The sequence below is a fragment of the Mesorhizobium wenxiniae genome (genome assembly GCF_002284535.1).
Classification (GTDB): Bacteria; Pseudomonadota; Alphaproteobacteria; order Rhizobiales; family Rhizobiaceae; genus Mesorhizobium; species Mesorhizobium wenxiniae.
Genome location: NZ_NPKH01000023.1, coordinates 298,586 through 317,609, shown reverse-complemented (window position 1 = coordinate 317,609; position 19,024 = coordinate 298,586). Strand labels below are relative to the sequence as shown.

The following is a 19,024-nucleotide window of genomic DNA, read 5'->3' as shown; positions in this document are numbered from 1 at the left end:
CTCTGCCAGACCCGCCACCGGAAGCGGTGTAGCACATTCGACCGCGGGTGTTGCCTCATTCTCGACCAACGCGAGCCGTTGTGCAGTGCGGCAAATCGGCGCCACCGCAAATGTGAAAATCCGCTCCGCGCCGGCTCTCCACGGTAATTGTGCGGTGCGGCAAATGGGCGCTGATCTTTGTTCTCGTTACCCGTCTTCGTTCGCGGTATAAGCGCTGCGGCTCGGGGTGCAACAAGAGCGCCAAATGGCGCTGAGAGTATCGGGAATCGCCTGCAGCATGAGCAGTATCACCGGGCGGCTCATCAAGGGAAGCATGTGGCTCAGCCTGTCGCGAGCGATCGTGAACGGACTGGCGACGCTTAGCACCTTCGTGCTGGCGTGGTACCTCTCGCCTGCCGATTTCGGCCTCGTTGCATTGGCGACGACGATGCTCCTGATCGTCACCACAGTCACCGAACTCTCGCTCACCCAGGCGCTCATCCGACATGAGGCGCCCACCGAATCGCATTTCAGCGCTGCCTGGACCCTCAATGCCACGCGCGGACTGATACTGTGCCTTTTCTTCGCGGCCTGTGCCTGGCCGGCATCGGTGGTCTATGAAGACCCGCGCCTGTTCGGCGTCATGGTTGCGCTGGGCTTCAGCGTGCTGCTCGGCAGCATGACGAATCCGCGGCTGATCATGCTGCAGCGCAAGCTGATCTTCTGGCAGGAATTCGTGCTGAGCGTTTCGCAGAAGTTCGTCGGGGTCGTCGTGGCGGTGGCCATCGCGATGATCTTCCACAGCTACTGGGCCCTCGTGGTGGGTACCCTCGTGAGCCAGGCGACCTATCTCGTCACCTCCTATCTGGTGGTGCCGTTCCGCCCGAGGATCGTCTTCAAGCACATGCGGGAGTTCTTCTCTTTCTCGGCCTGGTTGACGGCCGGCCAGATCGTCAACACGCTCAACTGGCGCTTCGACCACCTGCTGATCGGCAAGGTGCTCGGCAATGCGCAGCTTGGCTACTACACCTTCGGCAGCAATCTCGCCCGCCTGCCGACACGCGAGGCGACGGCGCCGCTCACCCAGACGATCTACCCGAGCTTCGCCACAATTCGCGACGACCCAGGCCGCCTCGCCGCCGCCTATCAGCGCGTCCAGGCACTTGTCGCCGCGATCGCGCTTCCTGCCGGCATCGGCGTTGCGGTGATCGCCGATCCCCTGGTCAGGCTGACGCTGGGTGAAAAATGGGCGCCGGCAATCTTCATCATCCAGTCGCTCGCCTCGGTGTACGCCCTGCAGACGCTGGGCTCGCTGGCGCAGCCGCTCGGCATGGCGAAGGGCAAGACGAGGCTTCTGTTCATCCGGGACACGCAGATGCTGTTCGTCCGCGTACCGATCATCTTCGGTGCCCTCATGCTCTACGGGCTCGAAGGTGTCATCTACAGCCGAGTGTTCACCGGACTGCTCGGAGCGCTGGTCAACATGGTGCTGGTCAAGCACTTCATCGGCGTCACGGTGCTGGAGCAGCTGGCGGCCAACGGGCGTGCGCTCGCAAGCATCGCGATCATGGCCGCGGGCGTGTTGTTCGCCTCGACCTGGCTGCCCGCGGCGAACGACAGCGTGGGGCTCGCCTGGCAGCTGGCGATCCTCGTTCCGTTGGGCGCGGTCCTCTATTGCGGGTTGAGCTTCGGGTTATGGCTGTTGATGAAGCGGCCCGACGGCCCCGAGCGGGAAATCCTGAACATCTTGGGCAAGATACTGTCGAAGGTTCGCCATGGCTGAAGCTAGCACGTCGGATTTGCTGCAACACGAGCCGGACGGCCGGCCAGATGGAGGAAGAGGAATGCCATTGGAAACGCCTCCGGTTCTGATCGCCAGGTTGCAGGACATGATCCATGACTGCCTGAAGGACTATGTCCGGGCGGACGAGCCGCTGGCGATCCTCGACTTTCCGGATATCCGCAATTGCGGCGACTCAGCCATCTGGCTCGGCGAGATGGCCTACCTGAAAGATCGCTACGGCAAGCGGCCGGCCTATGTCTCGCGCATGCGCGATTTCTCGGCGGAGGATCTCGAACGGGCCGTCCCGACTGGACCGATCTTCATCCATGGCGGCGGCAATTTCGGCGACCTCTGGATCACGCATCAGGATTTCCGCGAGCGCGTGCTCGAGCAATTCCCCAACCGCCGGATCATCCAGTTTCCGCAATCGATTCACTACAAGTCGCAGGAGCGCCGCGAAAGGAGCGCGCGCATCATCGGCAGGCACAAGAACTTTGTTCTCCTGGTGCGCGACGAGGAATCGAAGGCGTTCGCGGAGAAGCACTTCGATTGCGAGGTGCGGCTTTGCCCCGATATGGCATTCTGCATCGGCGCGCTCGAACCGGAAGCATCCGAGTTTCCGGTGCTGGCGATGTTGAGGGCGGACCTCGAGAAGGCAGGTGACGTGGATCGCTCGGCCTATCCCGACATTCCGATGGAGGACTGGATCACCGAATCTGCGCGGCAGGTGCGCGTCGCCAAGGCGATTGGTGCTGCCTCCGCGCTGCTGGCGCTCAAGCCGGCAGAGGTGCGGCTGCGCAAGCTGGACGCGGCCGCGCACAATCGCTTCCGGCGAGGCATCCGGCAGATTTCGCGCGGGCGTGCGATCGTCACCGATCGCCTGCACGTCCATATCTGCTCGCTGCTGATCGGTCGGCCGCATGCGGTCCTCGACAACAGCTACGGCAAGATACGGCGGTTCATGGCGGCATTCTCGGGGGGATCCGACCTTTCCTACAAGGCGACCTCGCTCGACGACGGGATCGGCTGGGCGCGGCAGGCAGCCGCTGTCGCCGCCTGATCTTTGGCACGCAGAAGACATTTGCTGAGGTTGAGATGACACTCGTCACCTTCATCATTCCCGTGCGCCACCAGGACAATGCGCGCGACTGGAGCAGGCTCAAGGCGAATCTCGCCCAGACGGTTCGCTCGATATCGAGCCAGACCAACGACGACTGGCGGGGCATCATCGTCGCAAACGAGGGCGCCGATCTGCCAAATCTCCCCGAGCGCTTCAGTGTCGAACGCGTGACCTTTCCGCCAAACGATGCGCATGAGCGCGGTGGGGCGAGCAAGGAGGACTTCTACGACGCCTTCCGCGTCGACAAGGGCCGCCGCGTGCTGAAGGGCATGCTGCGGGCACGCGACAGCCGCTTCTTCATGATCGTCGACGACGACGATTTCGTGAGCGCCCGCCTTGTCCAGCACGTGTCGGAGAACCGAAACGCAAACGGATGGACCATCGACCGCGGCTATGTCTGGGACGACGGCGGCAAGCTCCTGCTCGGCTATGACGACTTTAACCATCTTTGCGGGACGTCATTGATAATCCGCTCGGACCTCTATGGTCTGCCCGACCGTTACGGGGATGCCTCTCCCGACTGGATGAAGTCGATGCTCGGCAGTCATATCCGGATAGCAGACATTCTGGCCGAGCGCGGTACGCCTCTGGCGACGCTGCCGTTTCGCGGCGCCGTCTATCGCGTCGCCCATGCCGGCTCGCACAGCAGGACGCCCGGTATCATGGCCAAGTATTTCCTGAACTGGGGCGCGCTCAAACGACCCAGGCGACTGCTTCGCAATGCCTCACGGCTGCGGCTGGTCGGTGAGGCCGCGAAACGCGAGTTCTTCGGCAAAACCGCTGTTCGCCGGGATACATGATCACCCCGGGCAGGCCAACTTGATGGGAGAGGAGAGGAGCTTCTGGTCGGAGTGGCAGGATTTGAACCTGCGACCCCATCGTCCCGAACGATGTGCGCTACCAGGCTGCGCTACACTCCGTGACCAGACCGCGGGCTTATAGCCGTGGCACTTCGTTCCTGCAAGCGCCAATGGCGGCGCTTCTGTCGCATTTCTTCCGCTTTCGCCTTAAGGTCATACAGGTTTCAGTTTCCTGCGCGATAAACACTGCATAAAGGCTCGTGTAATAGGTATCGGCCACCCGCCTCGAAACACCCTGATTCCAGCCGCTTGGAGTTGCTGTCTTGCCCCTGAAGATCGTTAGCGAAGCCCGTCCCAACACCTTCGAGTTTGAAACCTCGGCGCTGATCAAGGCGTCCGGCTTTCGTGAGTATGATGCGCGCTGGTGGTTCGGCCATCCTGGCTCTGCGGAGCCGCCTGAGCTTAACCTGATCGGTGTCCAGGCGCTGGGCATGGGGCTCGGCACGCTGATCCGGCGCCTGGGCGCCGGCCCGGACATCGTGACCGGTCATGATTTCCGCTCCTATTCGCTTGCGATCAAGCTGGCGCTGGTTTCCGGGCTGATGGCCGCCGGCGCGCGAGTTAAGGATATCGGGCTGGCGCTGTCGCCGATGGCCTATTTCGCCCAGTTCGCGCTCGATACGCCGTCCGTGGCCATGATCACCGCTTCTCACAACGAAAACGGCTGGAGCGGCGTCAAGATGGGGGCGGCGCGCCCCTTGACCTTCGGTCCGGAGGAAATGAGCGCATTGAAGACGATCGTCCTTGCCGGCGACTTCGACCTTGTCGGCGGCGGCTGCTATGACTTCGTTGCGGATTTCCGCAAAACCTATCTGGACGACCTGACCCGGGACAAGCGCATAGCAAGAAAGCTCAAGGTGGTCGCCGCCTGCGGCAACGGCACCGCCGGCGCCTTTGCACCGGAAGCGCTGGAACGGATCGGCTGCGAGGTGATTCCGCTCGATATCGAGCTCGATCATACGTTTCCGAACTATAATCCAAATCCCGAAGACATGAAGATGCTGCACGCCATCCGCGACAAGGTGCTGGAAACGGGAGCCGACGTCGGGCTTGGCTTCGACGGCGATGGCGACCGCTGCGGCGTGGTCGACAATGAAGGCAACGAGATCTTCGCCGACAAGGTCGGCGTCATGCTCGCCCGCGACATCGCGCGACTGCATCCCGGCTCGACCTTCGTCGTCGACGTCAAGTCGACCGGATTGTTCAACACCGACGCCGCCCTGCGTGCCGATGGCGCCGTCACCGACTATTGGAAGACCGGCCACTCCTACATAAAACGGCGCGTGGCCGAGCTCGGCGCCATCGCCGGGTTCGAGAAATCCGGTCATTTCTTCTTCAATCCGCCGATCGGGCGCGGCTATGACGATGGTCTCATCACGGCTATCGCCATCTGCCAGATGCTGGATCGCAGCCCGACCAGCAGCATGGCCGATCTCTATCGCGCCCTGCCGCTGACCTTCGGCACGCCGACCATGTCGCCGCACTGCGCCGACGAGCTGAAATACGGCGTGGTCGAGCGAGTCGTTTCCGACTTTCAGGCAATGAAGCAGGATGGCACTGTCTTCGCCGGCCAGAAGATCGCCGATCTGATCACCGTCAATGGCGTTCGCGTCGTTGCCGAGGACGGCACCTGGGGCCTGGTGCGGGCGTCGTCGAACAAGCCAGAGCTGGTCGTGGTGGTAGAGAGCCCGGTGTCGTCCGAGCGGCGCCGGCAGATGTTCGAAGGCGTCGATGCGGTGCTGCGCCGCAGCCCTGAGGTCGGCGCCTACAACCAGACGTTCTAGGTTCTTTCATCGCGGCGCGAGAAAGGCCACGATGGGGAAGCGGATCACGGGTTTCCGGTTGCAGCTGGTCCGCTCCCCCAGGTTTTCATCGGCCGATGATCTCTACATAAGCCCGCTCAACGGCACGCCAGTCGAACTCCCGCGCCCAGTCGGCAAAACTGTGCCAGCGGACCTCCGGGAAATCTCGGTGTAAAGCCGCGATATCGACGTCATAGCCGACGCGGTCGAACCACTCGAACATCAGCGCCGTATCTTCGCTTTGTTGGCGGGCCACCGCGATTGGAATTGCCTGATAGTTGATCGGGCGGCCGATGGACTGCGAAAGGATTTTGGCCTGGTCTTCGCCGGACAATTCGCTCCCGGCCAAATCGAAGCGCTTGCCGAACACGCGCTCGCGCCGCTCGACCAGGGCGGCAACGAAGGCTCCGATATCGGCAAGTGCGACCAGCTGGAGGACACGTTTGGCAGGCATCGCAAAGGCATGCGTGCCTTGGATGAGCGCGCCGATCGACCACGGCGCGACGATATTCTCCATGAAGGCGACCGGCGCGCTGATCGTGTAGGGGATGCCGAGCCCGGCGACATGTTGCTCGACAAGATATTTGCTCTCGAAATGCGGAATACCGGTGTTCTTGTCGGCGTCGGCAACGGATGAATAGATCAAATGCCCGACGCCGGCAGCCTTCGCCGCGTCGGCGGCAAGGATCCCCTGGCGGGTTTCCTGTGCTATGCCAGCCTCGTAGCTGTTGCCCATCAGGAACATGGTATCGACGTCTTTTGCTGCCTTCACAACGGAGGCTGTATCGCCAAGATCGCTGGCCACGATCTCGACGCCTGCCGACGCCAATTGCCGCGCAGCATCGCTGTCCGGCCTGCGCGTTAGTGCCTTGACGCGGTGCCCACTCGACAGCAAGGCACGCGCAACTGCGCCGCCTTGCTGGCCTGTGGCACCGGTCACCAGAACGCTTCGTTTGGTGGTCATGTGTTTGCTCCTTCTTTTTCCGATGGAGCAAAATTAGGGTTTGTCACATTGATGCATAATTGCCTACAATTGGAAAACTTTGTGCCATGCAAGGATACAATGCTCGATCTTAATGATATCGTGGTGTTCGCTCGCGTCGTCGAAGCTGGCAGCTTCACCGCTGCTGCGCGGCTGCTTGCCATGCCCAAGACGACGGTCAGTCGACGCGTTGCCGCGCTCGAGCGTGAGGTTGGGGTTCGCCTGCTGCAGCGCACGACGCGCAGCCTCAACGTGACGGATGCCGGGCGTCTCTATTACGAGCAGAGCAGCCAGGCCCTGCGGACGATCGAGGAAGCAAATCTGCGCCTCGCGGAAGCGAGGGCGGAGCCTTCGGGCACAATTCGCATCTCGGCGCCCGTTGGCTTCGGGGGTCATTTCCTCACAGCTGCTGTGGTCGACTTTCTGGCAATGTATCCGAAGACCAAAGTCGAACTTCGCCTGACTGACGACAAGCTCAACCTGGTCGAGGACGGCATAGACCTCGCTTTCCGCACCGGGGTTCTTCAGGATTCGACGCTGATCGCCCGCAAGCTCGGCTCCACGCACAGGCTGCTCTGCGCCAGCCCGGACTATCTCGCAAGGCGCGGGATGCCGGAATGCCTGGCGGATCTCGCACACCACCAGTGCGTCATCGCAGGCCCTTCGACCTCGGGCACCCATTGGGTGCTGGACGGGCCACACGGTCAGGAAACGGTCACGGTGGCCGGGCGCTTCGCCGCTAATGAAATGCAGGCGGTCGTTGCGGCCACGCTCGCAGGCTTCGGCATCGCCCAATTGCCGCACAGCATCGCCGAGCCCCTCATCAATGGGGGGCGGCTGAGCCGCGTTCTCCGGGACTACACGACGCCGGTCGGCGGGCTGCATGTTCTATATCCGAGCAGCCGGCATCTTTCGCCCCTCGTCAAGGCATTCATCGTGCTTGCATCCGACCGGATTTCCAGTCGGGCAAATACAGCGGCTGACCAGCAGTAGCCGCGAGCCTCAATACGGGCTCGCCACATCGCCGATCTCGACATAGACCGACTTCAACTGCGAATAGAGCGCCAGCGCCGCCAGCGAATTTTCGCGGCCGATACCGGACTGCTTGAAGCCGCCGAACGGAATCTCGACGGGGGTCAGATTGTAGGCGTTGATCCAGCAGGTGCCAGCCTGCAGCTCGGCGATGACGCGGTGGGCGCGTCGCAAGTCGCGCGTGAACACGCCGGCGGCAAGGCCGAATTCGGTGTCGTTGGCGCGATCGATCACCTCGTCCTCATCGTCGAATTTCAGCACGCTCATCACAGGCCCGAAAATCTCCTCGCGGGCGATGCGCATCGTGTCGGTGACGCCGGTGAAGACCGTCGGCTCGACGAAGAAGCCGCCTTGGAAACCCTGCAGCGAGGGCACGTTGCCGCCGCAGGCGAGCACGGCGCCATCCTGCTTGCCGGCTTCGATATAGCCGATGACCTTTTCGTGCTGGTCCTTGGAGACAAGCGGCCCCATCTGCGTCTCCTGGTCGAGCGGATCACCGATACGGATCTTCTTGGTCCGCTCGACTAGCCGTTCGACGAAACGGTCGTGGATACCCTTCTGCACGAAGACCCGCGTGCCGTTGGAGCAGATCTGGCCGGTCGAATAGAAATTGCCGAGCATGGCGCCGCCAATGGCGTTTTCGAGATCGGCGTCGTCGAAGACTATCAGCGGCGACTTGCCGCCGAGCTCCATGGTGGCATGCTTCATTTTCGAACCGGCGAGCGACAGCACCTTGCGGCCGGTCGGCACCGAACCGGTCACCGAGACCTTGGCGACGACATCGTGCCCGACGAGGCCGGCGCCGACATCGCCGTAGCCTTGCACGACATTAAACAGCCCGTCGGGCAGCCCAGCTTCGGTATAGATTTCGGCGAGCGCCAGCGCCGACAGCGGCGTGTTCTCCGACGGCTTGAACACCATGGCGTTGCCCATGGCGAGCGCGGGTGCCGATTTCCAGCCGGCGATCTGGATCGGGTAGTTCCAGGCGCCGATACCGACGCAGACGCCGAGGGCCTCGCGCCTTGTATAGGCAAAGGGTCCGCCGAGATCGAAGGACTCGCCATTATAAGCAGCGACCGCGCCGCCGAAATATTCGAGGCAGTCGGCTGCCGATGGCGCATCCGCCACCAGCGTCTCCTGGATTGCCTTACCGGTATCCAGCGTCTCGATGCGCGCCAGGTCGGCGTTGCGCGCACGCAATATGTCGGCAGCGCGGCGCAGGATGCGCCCGCGCTCGACCGGCTTCAGCCGCGCCCAGGCCGGTTGTGCTGCACGCGCGGCTTCGATCGCGAGTTCCAGCACGTTCGGCGTCGCCGAACGCAGCATCGCGATGGTCTCGCCGGTTGCCGGATAGATCACCGGCAGCGGCACACCTTGCTCGTCGTCGATGTAGCGTCCGTTGACATAGTGCGATGCCTTTGGCTGGGCGCGCATGAGAGTTTCTCCAAATTGTCTTTCGCCGGGGGCCGGCGGGCGGACAGTCCGCCGGATCATCGCCTATCTATCCGACACCTGCCAGCGCGGATTGATCCATGGTTCCTGGTTGGACGGCGCCTGCGGCGTGCGGCCAAGAATGTGGTCGGCGGCCTTCTCGCCGGTCATGATTGACGGTGCGTTGAGATTGCCGTTGGTGACGCGCGGGAAGATCGAGGAATCGGCGACCCGCAGCGCCTCGACGCCGATGACACGGCATTCCGGATCGACGACGCTCATCGGATCATCCTTGCGGCCCATCTTGCAGGTGCCGCAAGGGTGATAGGCGCTTTCGGCGTGATCGCGGATAAAGGCGTCGAGATCGTCGTCTGACTGAACGTGCGAGCCCGGCGAGATCTCCTTGCCGCGATAAGGGTCGAATGCCGACTGGCCGAAGATCTCGCGCGTCAGCCGGATGCAGTGGCGGAACTCGGTCCAGTCGTCCGGATGCGACATGTAGTTGAAGCGGATCACCGGCTTCGACTTGGGATCTGGCGAGCGCAGCGTGACAGAACCGCGCGACTTCGATCGCATTGGCCCGACATGCGCCTGGAAACCGTGCGCCTTCGCCGCCGCCCTGCCGTCGTAGCGGACCGCCGCCGGGATGAAATGATACTGGATATCGGGATACTCGACGCCGGCGCGCGAGCGCACGAAGGCGGCCGCCTCGAAATGGTTGGTTGCGCCGAGACCCGACTTGAAGAACAGCCATTGCGCGCCGATCATTGCCTTGGAGAAGGGATTCAGCACCGAATTCAGCGTGATCGGCTGCGTCGATTCCTGCTGGATGTAGAGCTCCATATGGTCCTGCAGGTTGCGACCGACGCCGGGCCGGTCGGCGATTACCTGAATGCCGTATTCCCTGAGATGTTCGGCCGGGCCGATGCCGGACAGCATCAGGATCTTGGGCGAATTGATCGAGGAGGCGGCAACGATCACTTCACGTCGCGCCTTGACCACCTGAATCCGTTTGCGCGTTTCGATCTCGACTCCGGTGGCGCGTTGATTCTCGACGATCACCCGCCGGGCGAAACCCTTGACCAGGCTAACGTTTTTCCGCCTGAGCGCCGGCCTAAGATAGGCGCTCGCCGCCGACCAGCGGCGGCCGCCGCGGATGGTCTGTTCCATCGGCCCAAAGCCTTCCTGCTTCGCGCCGTTGTAGTCGTCGGTCAGCTCGAAGCCGGCCTGACGGCCCGCCTCGACGAAGGCGCCGTAGAGTGGATTCGTCCTTGAGCCGCGCTGCACGGTCAGCGGGCCGCCGTGGCCGCGCCAGCCATTCTCACCGCCGTTGGCGTCCTCCATGCGCTTGAAGTAGGGGAGCACGTCGGCAAACCCCCAGCCGGCCGCGCCCTGTTCGGCCCAGTGGTCGAAGTCGCGGGCGTGGCCGCGCACATAGACCATGCCGTTGATCGAGGACGAGCCGCCGATGACCTTGCCGCGCGGCGTCGCCAGCACGCGGCCGCCGAGATGCGGCTCCGGCTCGCTGGCAAAACCCCAGTCGTAGAGGCTCATGTTGAGCGGGATCGACAGCGCCGACGGCATCTGGATCAGCGGCCCGATGTCGCTGCCGCCAAATTCGATGACGATCACCGAATATTTGCCGTCTTCCGACAGCCGGTAGGCCATGGCCGAGCCGGCCGAGCCGGCGCCGATGATGACGAAATCCGCCTCAAGCATGGGTCATATGCGCCATGAAATCGGTGAGCGAGACATTGCCGCCGGTTGCCACCACGAGCACCGTCTTGCCGCTCACATCCACCTTGCCGCCGAGCAGCGCCGCCAGCGATGCAGCGCCCGAAGGTTCCAGCACCAGCTTCATCCGCTCGAAGGCGATCCGCATCGCACAGCGCACCGATTGGTCGTCGACGGTGATGCCGCGAACGCCCGCGGTCCTGACCGCTGCGAACGGCGCGTCGCCGGGCTTTCGCGCCATCAGCCCGTCGCAGATCGATTTCGGCCCGATCGGCATGGTCTCGATGGCGCCATTCGCCAGCGACGCGCCCATGCCGTTGAAACCTTCCGGCTCGACGCCGATGATCTCAGTCGCCGGCGACAGATAGTGGAAAGCCAGCGAAACGCCGCCGATCAGCCCGCCGCCGCCGACCGCGCAGAACAGCAGATCGGCGCTGGCATTCCTGGCATCGAGTTGCTCGAGCGCCTCCAGCCCCGCACCAGCCTGGCCGGCGACGATCTCGGGGTCGTCGAACGGATGCAGCAGCGCCAGCCCCTCGGTCTCGGCGATCTCGCGCGCCTTGGCGGCGGCAACCTCCTCACGCGCGCGTTCGCCATGGTCGGTCAGCACCACGCGCGCGCCATAGCCGGCCGTTGCGTCGCGCTTGGCGGCCGGCGCGTCGATCGGCATGACGATGGTAACCGGAATGCCCAGCGCCTGGCCGGCGGCGGCCAGTCCTTGCGCGAAATTGCCGGAGGAATAGGCGACGACGCCCTTCCTGGCTTCATCGGGCGACAGCCGCTTCAGCCGCCAATAGGCGCCGCGCACCTTGAACGATCCCGCCCATTGGAGCGATTCCGGCTTGACGAAGACACGGGCAGCTCCGGTCTCCCTGGCGAGCGCCGCCGATTCCAGCAATGGCGTGACCTGCGTCGCCTTGGCGGTGACGGCATAGGCCTGCCTGAGATGATCTAGGGAGGGCACAAGGGGTGTCATCATTCGCCTCGCGGATACCTTTTGCTCTCTTCGAGATTGTCGAGGTTCATGTGATTGCGCATGTAGCGCTCAGATGCCTTCTGCAGCGGCTGGAAATCCCAGGGGTAATGGGTGCCGTTGCGCAGCGCCGGATAGACCACCCAGCGGCGCGCCTGGCTGGTCCGGACGGCGGCGTCGAAAGCGGCCATGTCCCAGCGCGCCCGGACCTTTTCGGTGAAAGCAGCCAGTAAGGGGGCGTGAGCCGGGTCGGCGGCGAGATTGGTCAATTCCCGCGGATCCGAGTCAAGATCAAACAGTTGCGGCGGATCGATCTCGCAATGGATGAATTTGTATCGGTCGTCGCGGATCGCCACCATCGGCGCGTTGGAGCCTTCGGCCGCATATTCCATCAGCACGGGTGCGGTGCGCGTCTTGCCGTCGAGCAGCGGCAGCAGCGACTGGCCGTCGGTCCATGGCGCAATCGCGCTCATGTCGATGCCGGCGAGGTCGCAAAGCGTCGGGGTGACATCGAGATTGGAGACTGGGGCCTTGATCAGTCCTGCTGGTACGCCCTTGCCGGCGATCATCAGCGGCACCCGCGCCGAGCCCTCGAAAAAGCACATCTTGAACCACAGGCCGCGCTCGCCGAGCATGTCGCCGTGATCCGAGCAGAACAGGATGATCGTATCGTCGAGCATGCGTGTTCGCTTGAGAACATCCAGAAGCTCGCCGAGCTTGTCGTCGACATAGGAGATATTGGCGAAATAGCCGCGCCGCGCGCGGCGGATCTGCTCCGAGTTGATATCGAAACTATCGTAGTCGCTTGCCCGGTAGAGCCGCTGCGAATGCGGGTCCTGTTCCTCATAGGCGACGAAGCCCACTTCAGGCTCAAGCGCCGGGCAGTTCTCGTAGAGATCCCAATAGCGCCGCCGGGCGACATAGGGGTCGTGCGGATGGGTGAAGGAAACGGTCAGGCACCACGGCCGGCGGGAAGCGTCGTCGGAGACGCGGGCGACATCATAGAGCTTCTGCACCGCGTGGAAGGCGACCTCGTCGTCATACTCCATCTGGTTGGTGATCTCGGCGACACCGGCACCGACCACCGAGCCGAGATTGTGATACCACCAATCGATCCGCTCGCCAGGCTTGCGATAGTCCGGTGTCCAGCCGAAATCGGCGGGATATATGTCGGTGGTCAGCCGCTCCTCGAAACCGTGCAACTGGTCCGGCCCAACGAAATGCATCTTGCCCGACAGGCAGGTGTAGTAACCGGCTGCCCGCAGGTGATGGACGAAGGTCGGGATCGACGAGACGAATTCGGCGGCATTGTCGTAGACTCCGGTGCGCGACGGCAACTGGCCGCTCATGAACGAGGCGCGGCCCGGCGCGCAGAGCGGCGAGGCGGTGTAGTTGTTGGCAAAGCGTGCCGAACGAGCGGCCAGTGCCTTCAGATGCGGCGCATGCAGGAAGTCCGCCGGCCCGTCCGGGAACAATGTGCCGTTGAGCTGATCGACCATGACGATCAGGAAGTTGGGTCGCTTGGACGTCACTGTGCGCTCCGCCGGCTGAGTTTCGTTTCGAGATAATCCTCGATCAGTGCGATCGCGGTCGCGGCATTGGGCACGCCGTCCTTCAGCGCGCGCCTGATATAGAGCCCGTCGATCAGCGCCGCTGTCGCCTCGGCGACGCGGTCGGCTTCGTTTCTTGGCAGGATGCCGGTCAACCCGCTCAACAGATTGGAATGCAGCCGCCGCGCATAGACCTTGAGCAGCCGGCGAAGTGCTGCTGATTTCTGCGCCTCGACATAGAAGGCGAGCCAGGCGGCGATCGTTTCCGGGCGGAACTGGACGTCAGAGAAATTGACGGCGACCACCGCCGAAACGCGCTCGCGCGCCGTGCTGGCCGATCGAAGCGCGCGCCGCATATCGGCGGTCAGCTCGGCCAGGATGTGCCGCATCGTCGCCAGCAAAAGTTCGTCCTTGGCGCCGAAATAATGATGCGCAAGCGCCGAGGACACGCCGGCGCGCCCGGCGATTTCCGACATGGTCACGTCAAGCGAGCCGCGCTCGCCGATCGCCGAGATCGTCGCGTCGATGAGCGCCTTGCGGCGCAACGGCTCCATCCCAATTTTCGGCATCTTTGCTCCGGCTGTTGCGACAAGGTTATTTTTTATTGACGGATCAATCAACAAAAATCCGGGCTGAATTGGTGGCAAAAGTCAGGTGCAGTGACCAGATATCAAGATCAAGCGATTGTGTGGTTCTGGCCCTTTCACGAAATCGCAAGACGGTTCATGCTTGAACAATGCTTTGGCGCCGCGACGTCGCGTAGCCCGGCCCGCAGGATGGAGATGGCTATGACAGCATGCATCGTCGGCTGGGCGCATTCGCGCTTCGGCAAGCTCGAAGGCGAGACGCTGGAGGGCCTGATCACCAAGGTGGCTAGCGAGGCGCTCCATCATGCCGGCATCGGTCCGGACGAGGTCGACGAGATCGTGCTTGGCCACTTCAATGCCGGCTTTTCCGCACAGGATTTCACCGCAAGCCTGGTCCTGCAGGCCGACGACCGGCTGCGCTTCAAGCCGGCGACGCGCGTTGAGAACGCCTGCGCCACCGGTTCGGCGGCGGTCAGGCAAGGCATCCGCGCCATCGACGCCAATGCCGCCCGTATCGTGCTGGTGGTCGGCGCCGAGCAGATGACGACGACGCCTGGTCCAGAAATCGGCAAGAATCTTCTCAAGGCCTCGTATCTGCCGGAGGAGGGCGACACGCCGGCAGGCTTCGCCGGCGTTTTCGGCAAGATCGCGCAAGCCTATTTCCAGCGCTATGGCGACCAGTCGGACGCGCTGGCGATGATCGCCGCCAAGAACCACAAGAACGGCGTCGACAATCCCTATGCGCAGATGCGCAAGGATTTCGGCTATGAGTTCTGCCGGCACGAGAGTGAGAAGAACCCCTTCGTCGCTGGCCCTCTGAAACGCACCGACTGCTCGCTGGTTTCGGACGGCGCCGCAGCTCTGGTCCTTGCCGACACGGCGACGGCGTTGAAGATGCGCCGCGCCGTTGCCTTCCGCGCCAACGAGCATGTGCAGGATTTCCTGCCGATGTCGAAGCGCGACATCCTCGCCTTCGAAGGCTGCGAGCATGCGTGGAACCAGGCGCTGAAGAAGGCCGGTGTGACGATCGAGGATCTGTCTTTCGTCGAGACGCATGACTGTTTCACCATCGCCGAGCTGATCGAATATGAGGCGATGGGCCTGGCGAAACCGGGCGAGGGCGCAAAACTGGCGCTGGACGGCGAGACGGCGAAGGACGGCCGGTTGCCGGTCAATCCGTCCGGCGGGCTAAAGGCCAAGGGGCATCCGATCGGCGCCACTGGCGTCTCGATGCACGTGCTGAGCGCCATGCAGCTCGTCGGCGAAGCCGGCGGCATCCAGGTGCCGGGGGCCAAGCTCGGCGGCATCTTCAATATGGGCGGTGCCGCGGTCGCCAACTACGTTTCCATTCTCGATCGGATCAGATAAAAGCGGCCCGCCTACAGCGCCGCGCGCCCTTCCGGGCGCGCAAAGGACGCTGTAACACTTTGATTTACGCATGATCCTTTTCGAAAATCGATTCCGATTTTCGAGGGCATGCGCTAGAGCATTTTGCAGCCAAGTGGAATCACTTGGCGTCGCAGAAATGCGGCTAAAACAAAGAGATAGAGCGGGATGCCAAAGTTACGCATCGCGCTCTAGCGGGGAATTCATGACAAATTCGGTTCTGGTCGAAGTTTTGCGCGGCGCCGTGGTCGAGAGCGCGCATCGTGGCGCTATTGCGGTCTTCGAGGCCGACGGAAAGCCGGTCTGGGAAATCGGCGATACGGCTCGCCCGGTGTTTCCGCGCTCGGCGGTCAAGGCGATCCAGGCGCTGCCGCTGGTCGAAAGCGGCGCGGCCGATGCGTACGGTTTCGGCAACCGCGAATTGGCGCTTGCCTGCGCTTCGCATTCCGGCGAGCCGGCGCATGTCGAACTTGCGTGGGCGATGCTGGCGAAGGCCGGGCTGGACGAGACCGCGCTGGAATGCGGCGCCCATTGGCCGTCCAGCCATGCGGCGACAGTTGCGCTCGCCCGTGCCGGCAAGGCGCCAAACGCACTGCACAACAATTGTTCTGGCAAGCATGCGGGCTTTCTCTGCACTTGCGTCCACGCCGGCATCGCCCATCGCGGCTATGTCAAATCAGGCCATGCCTCGCAGGAGATGGTGCGCGACGCAATGCAAGCGGTGACAGGTGCTGCCCATGATTTCGATCATTGCGGCACTGACGGCTGCTCGATCCCGACCTATGCCGTGCCGCTACGCAGCTTCGCGCTCGGCTTTGCCCGCATGGCGACCGGTGTCGGCTTCGAACCCGTGCGCGCCAAGGCCGCAAAGCGATTGCTTTCCGCCTGCATGGCCGAGCCCTTTCTGGTCGCCGGCACAGGCAGGGCTGATGTTGCGCTGATGGAGGCCGCACCCGGCCGGATTTTTGTGAAGGGAGGGGCTGAAGGCGTCTATTGCGCAGCACTTCCGGAGCTTGGCCTTGGCATTGCGCTCAAATGCGATGATGGCGCTGGCCGCGCCGCTGAAGTCATGGTCGCGGCATGCATTGCCAGGCTTTTGCACGCCGACAAGGCGCTGACGGCGAAACTGAAGGAACAGGCACTTCCGCCCATCGAAAGCCGGATCGGCGCCAAAGTCGGCGCACTCCGCCCCACCGCCGCATTGAGCTGAGAACGGCTTTAGCTCACATGATTGCGCTCGACAGTCAGATGCGCATAGCCGGCATTTCCTGATGAGGCGAGATCGCCAGTCACCGGCTCGGCCCAGCGGTGGCCGACGATCGCGCCGTTTTGGGCGCCGTCGATGACATTGTCGGAGATGACCGCCGTCCCGGCGCCCTCGACCACGGTGACGGCGATGCCGGTTCCGGCCTTGCGAATGATGTTGGCGGTAGCGACCACATTGCGCATGAACGGCCCCCAGCCGATGTGCATGCCGTAGAGCGGCGCATTCTCGACGACGTTGCCGGAGACCGTGGTATCCGCCTCAACGCTGATGCCGACGCCGAAACCGGGCGCATCTGCAGGTAGGGGCCGCTGGTCGAGAGGTTGCGGACGATGTTTCCGGAACACACGCCCATGCGGCCGCCCTCGTTGAAATTGACGATAGAGATGCCGTTGGCGGCGCCATCGACGATGTTGTTGCTGACGATCGCTCCCTCGAAGGAAAATTCGGAATAGAGCGCCGTTTCGCCCGACCGCGAACAGGTGTTGCCGGTGATATGCAGATTGCTGGCACTGTTGGCGCGGACCGCCGAAAACGCACAGTTCGAGACGATATTGCCCGAGATGACGACGTTGCCGGCGCGGAACGCATTGATGCCGTTGCCGTTCTGGCCGGTTCCGCCGCTACGCGCCTGGATGCGTTCCACGCGGTTGCCGCTGACGATGGTGCCGTCCTCGGCCGCTTGCCAGCGGTGCACCAGGATACCGCCATTGGCGCAGTCGGAAACGGTGTTGCCTGATATCTCCAGTCCGGCGGCTTCGACCGAATAGATTCCCGCGTCGGCAGCGCCCGATATTTCCGAGCGCTCGATGCGGCCCGAAGCGTGCTCGAGCGCCAGACCGCTCTTGCCGCTGCCTGATATCTGGCAATTGTCGATGACGAGGTGAGCGACGCGGCGGAGGTCGAGCAGGCCTTGCGCGTAATCGCCCATCCAGCGGTTGGTGCCGTCGAACACCAGCCCGGTGAATTCGATGTGCCCGGCCTGTTCGGCCATGAGCAGATGGCCGTTGCCGCCATAGACGATCCGCGATGCGCCCGGCACGCCGGAAAGCCTGACGCGGCTGGGCAGCGACAGGTTGGATACGACATAGGTTCCCGGCGGCAGGAACACCGGCATGTCGCGGTCGTTTGCGTCGCGCAGCAGCCTGGCGAAGGCCTTGCTCTGGTCGTCAAGCGCGCCAGGCCGCACGCCGAGGTCGGCAGCGTTGATCGAGCCGCGTATCGAGGCATTGTCGATTCCGGGCAGGCTGCCCGCAGCTGCCTTGCCGAGCGAGAGGCCCAGGACGGCAAAGCCGGCGGTTCGTGCGAGAAATTTTCGTCTGTTCAACATCGGCACAGATCCCCAGCGTTCGGCCGTCGCGCCGCAGGAATCGTGCCAGACCGGATCGGCCGATCCGGTTTGCCGGCAATAGCTTGTGAAGTCGCCGCGCGAGGCATAAGCTCGACTGATGAGCAGAGCCTTCACGCGCGAAGAGGATAGCGAAAACGCCATCGCCGGCATCGGCGAGCGGCCGATCAGTCAGCACCGCAATCTGGTGACGCAACGCGGCCTGGCGCTGATCGACGCCGAACTGGCGGCCCTGCGTGATGATCTGGCCAGAGCGGAAAAGAGGGCCGACCGCGAGCGTATCGCGCTCATTTCGCGCGACCTGCGCTACTGGACCGCGCGGCGTGAAAGCGCCGAGCTGTCCGTGCCGGAATCGGGCAGCAATTTGGTTCGCTTCGGCATGGGCGTCACGCTGGAAGGCGATGACGGCAGGAAGGTACACTGGAAGATTGTCGGCGAGGATGAGGCCGATCCGGGCAAGGGCACAATTTCCCACGTGTCGCCCATGGCCCTGGCCTTGTTCGGCAAGAAGGTCGGCGAGATTGCCGTGGTGAACGGCAAGGAATGGGAGATTGTGAAGCTCTCCGACAATTAGCCCTCGACCTTGACGACATGGTCGCGAAAGAACGCCGCAGCACCGGCCTCGTCGATCTCGCCGGCGGCGACCATCATGACTAGTTGAATGATGTCCGCTTGCTCGGCTTCGATGCTTAGCCCATTGAAATAAAGAAAAAGATCGGCTGCGGCAAAAGCGGTGCGCTTGTTGCCGTCGACGAATGGATGGTTCTTGGCGATGCGGAAAAGATAGACGGATGCCAGCTCACAGAGGTCGGGGTCGCCATAAATCTCCCTCTGTTGCGGTCGATAAAGCGCCGACTCCAGCATTCCTTCGTCGCGGATACCCGCTGCTCCTCCGTGGAGGCGCAATTGCTCGGCGTGAAGCGCCTCCACGAACTCCCTCGAATGATGCTCGGTCATTTCGCGAGCGCGCGGTAGGCAACCTCGTACTTCTTCATCCGCTCGCGCGCGATATTCATCTTGCGCTCAAATTCCTCGGCAGTGTCTTCGGTGCGGCGCAGGCGAAGCTCATCCCCCTCCTGGACGATGACGATGCTGTCGCCAGCCTTCAGGTTCAGGCGGTCGAGAATTTCCTTGGGCAAGATCACGCCTTCGGAATTGCCGATCTTGCGAATGATCGTGTTCATGGCAAAACG

16 protein-coding genes, 1 tRNA gene and 1 pseudogene are annotated in these 19,024 nt (G+C 63.1%); 8 read left to right on the top strand and 10 right to left on the bottom strand.

Annotated elements, in window-relative coordinates:
* The first annotated feature begins 277 nt into the window (after nt 1–277).
* The 3 genes from CIT31_RS18015 to CIT31_RS18005 all read left to right on the top strand — a co-directional run bounded on the left by CIT31_RS18015 (nt 278) and on the right by CIT31_RS18005 (nt 3,682).
* A complete protein-coding gene (locus CIT31_RS18015) occupies nt 278–1,762 on the top strand; it encodes a lipopolysaccharide biosynthesis protein (RefSeq protein ID WP_095519713.1) in 1,485 nt (494 codons plus the stop codon).
* Nucleotides 1,763–1,823: 61 nt separating this feature from the next.
* On the top strand, nt 1,824–2,822 hold the full coding sequence (locus CIT31_RS18010; RefSeq protein ID WP_095519712.1) for a polysaccharide pyruvyl transferase family protein: 999 nt from the start codon (nt 1,824–1,826) through the stop codon (nt 2,820–2,822).
* 35 nt (nt 2,823–2,857) lie between these two features.
* Nucleotides 2,858–3,682: a galactosyl transferase gene (locus CIT31_RS18005; RefSeq protein WP_065010395.1), complete on the top strand. Its 825-nt coding sequence runs from the start codon at nt 2,858–2,860 to the stop codon at nt 3,680–3,682.
* A gap of 43 nt (nt 3,683–3,725) precedes the next feature.
* Here the strand turns inward: CIT31_RS18005 and CIT31_RS18000 are convergent.
* Nucleotides 3,726–3,802: transfer RNA gene (locus CIT31_RS18000), tRNA-Pro, on the bottom strand.
* A gap of 203 nt (nt 3,803–4,005) precedes the next feature.
* Here CIT31_RS18000 and CIT31_RS17995 point away from each other — a divergent pair.
* Entirely contained in the window at nt 4,006–5,526 is a 1,521-nt protein-coding gene (locus CIT31_RS17995; RefSeq protein ID WP_095519711.1) for a phosphomannomutase/phosphoglucomutase, read from the top strand.
* Between the two features lie 85 nt (nt 5,527–5,611).
* Here CIT31_RS17995 and CIT31_RS17990 read toward each other — a convergent pair whose 3' ends face one another.
* On the bottom strand, nt 5,612–6,508 hold the full coding sequence (locus CIT31_RS17990; RefSeq protein WP_095519710.1) for an NmrA/HSCARG family protein: 897 nt from the start codon (nt 6,506–6,508) through the stop codon (nt 5,612–5,614).
* A 99-nt stretch (nt 6,509–6,607) separates the two neighbouring features.
* On the opposite strand from CIT31_RS17990, the gene CIT31_RS17985 reads away from it, so the two are divergent.
* Nucleotides 6,608–7,519 (top strand): LysR family transcriptional regulator, encoded by a 912-nt coding sequence (locus CIT31_RS17985; protein ID WP_065010398.1) that lies wholly within the window; start codon nt 6,608–6,610, stop codon nt 7,517–7,519.
* A gap of 9 nt (nt 7,520–7,528) precedes the next feature.
* Here CIT31_RS17985 and betB read toward each other — a convergent pair whose 3' ends face one another.
* From betB to betI, 5 genes are all read right to left on the bottom strand, one after another.
* Complete coding sequence (gene betB, locus CIT31_RS17980) at nt 7,529–8,992, bottom strand: betaine-aldehyde dehydrogenase (protein WP_065010399.1); 1,464 nt, start codon at nt 8,990–8,992, stop codon at nt 7,529–7,531.
* A gap of 63 nt (nt 8,993–9,055) precedes the next feature.
* Nucleotides 9,056–10,708 (bottom strand): choline dehydrogenase, encoded by a 1,653-nt coding sequence (betA, locus tag CIT31_RS17975; RefSeq protein WP_095519709.1) that lies wholly within the window; start codon nt 10,706–10,708, stop codon nt 9,056–9,058.
* Nucleotides 10,701–11,702 (bottom strand): threonine/serine dehydratase family protein, encoded by a 1,002-nt coding sequence (locus CIT31_RS17970; protein ID WP_095519708.1) that lies wholly within the window; start codon nt 11,700–11,702, stop codon nt 10,701–10,703. Before CIT31_RS17970 ends, betA begins: the two co-directional genes overlap by 8 nt.
* Nucleotides 11,699–13,228, bottom strand: a complete 1,530-nt coding sequence (gene betC, locus CIT31_RS17965) for a choline-sulfatase (protein WP_095519707.1) — start codon at nt 13,226–13,228, stop codon at nt 11,699–11,701. The genes CIT31_RS17970 and betC overlap by 4 nt, the downstream gene beginning before the upstream one ends.
* A complete protein-coding gene (gene betI / locus CIT31_RS17960; RefSeq protein ID WP_095519706.1) occupies nt 13,225–13,815 on the bottom strand; it encodes a choline-binding transcriptional repressor BetI in 591 nt (196 codons plus the stop codon). Before betI ends, betC begins: the two co-directional genes overlap by 4 nt.
* Before the next feature lie 219 nt (nt 13,816–14,034).
* Here betI and CIT31_RS17955 point away from each other — a divergent pair, with 219 nt between their 5' ends.
* Nucleotides 14,035–15,201: an acetyl-CoA acetyltransferase gene (locus CIT31_RS17955; protein ID WP_095519926.1), complete on the top strand. Its 1,167-nt coding sequence runs from the start codon at nt 14,035–14,037 to the stop codon at nt 15,199–15,201.
* Between the two features lie 223 nt (nt 15,202–15,424).
* Nucleotides 15,425–16,429 (top strand): asparaginase, encoded by a 1,005-nt coding sequence (locus CIT31_RS17950; RefSeq protein WP_095519705.1) that lies wholly within the window; start codon nt 15,425–15,427, stop codon nt 16,427–16,429.
* 8 nt (nt 16,430–16,437) lie between these two features.
* Here CIT31_RS17950 and CIT31_RS17945 read toward each other — a convergent pair.
* A pseudogene (locus CIT31_RS17945) lies at nt 16,438–17,813 on the bottom strand (TIGR03808 family TAT-translocated repetitive protein).
* Between the two features lie 118 nt (nt 17,814–17,931).
* Between CIT31_RS17945 and CIT31_RS17940 the strand changes: the two are divergent.
* Entirely contained in the window at nt 17,932–18,405 is a 474-nt protein-coding gene (locus tag CIT31_RS17940) for a GreA/GreB family elongation factor (protein WP_095519704.1), read from the top strand.
* On the opposite strand, the gene CIT31_RS17935 is transcribed toward CIT31_RS17940, so the two are convergent.
* Nucleotides 18,402–18,788 carry a type II toxin-antitoxin system death-on-curing family toxin gene (locus CIT31_RS17935; RefSeq protein WP_095519703.1) on the bottom strand — a complete coding sequence of 129 codons (387 nt, stop codon included), beginning with the start codon at nt 18,786–18,788 and terminating at the stop codon, nt 18,402–18,404. The genes CIT31_RS17940 and CIT31_RS17935 overlap by 4 nt on opposite strands.
* Nucleotides 18,785–19,015, bottom strand: a complete 231-nt coding sequence (locus CIT31_RS17930; RefSeq protein ID WP_095519702.1) for an AbrB/MazE/SpoVT family DNA-binding domain-containing protein — start codon at nt 19,013–19,015, stop codon at nt 18,785–18,787. Before CIT31_RS17930 ends, CIT31_RS17935 begins: the two co-directional genes overlap by 4 nt.
* Nucleotides 19,016–19,024 lie beyond the last annotated feature (9 nt).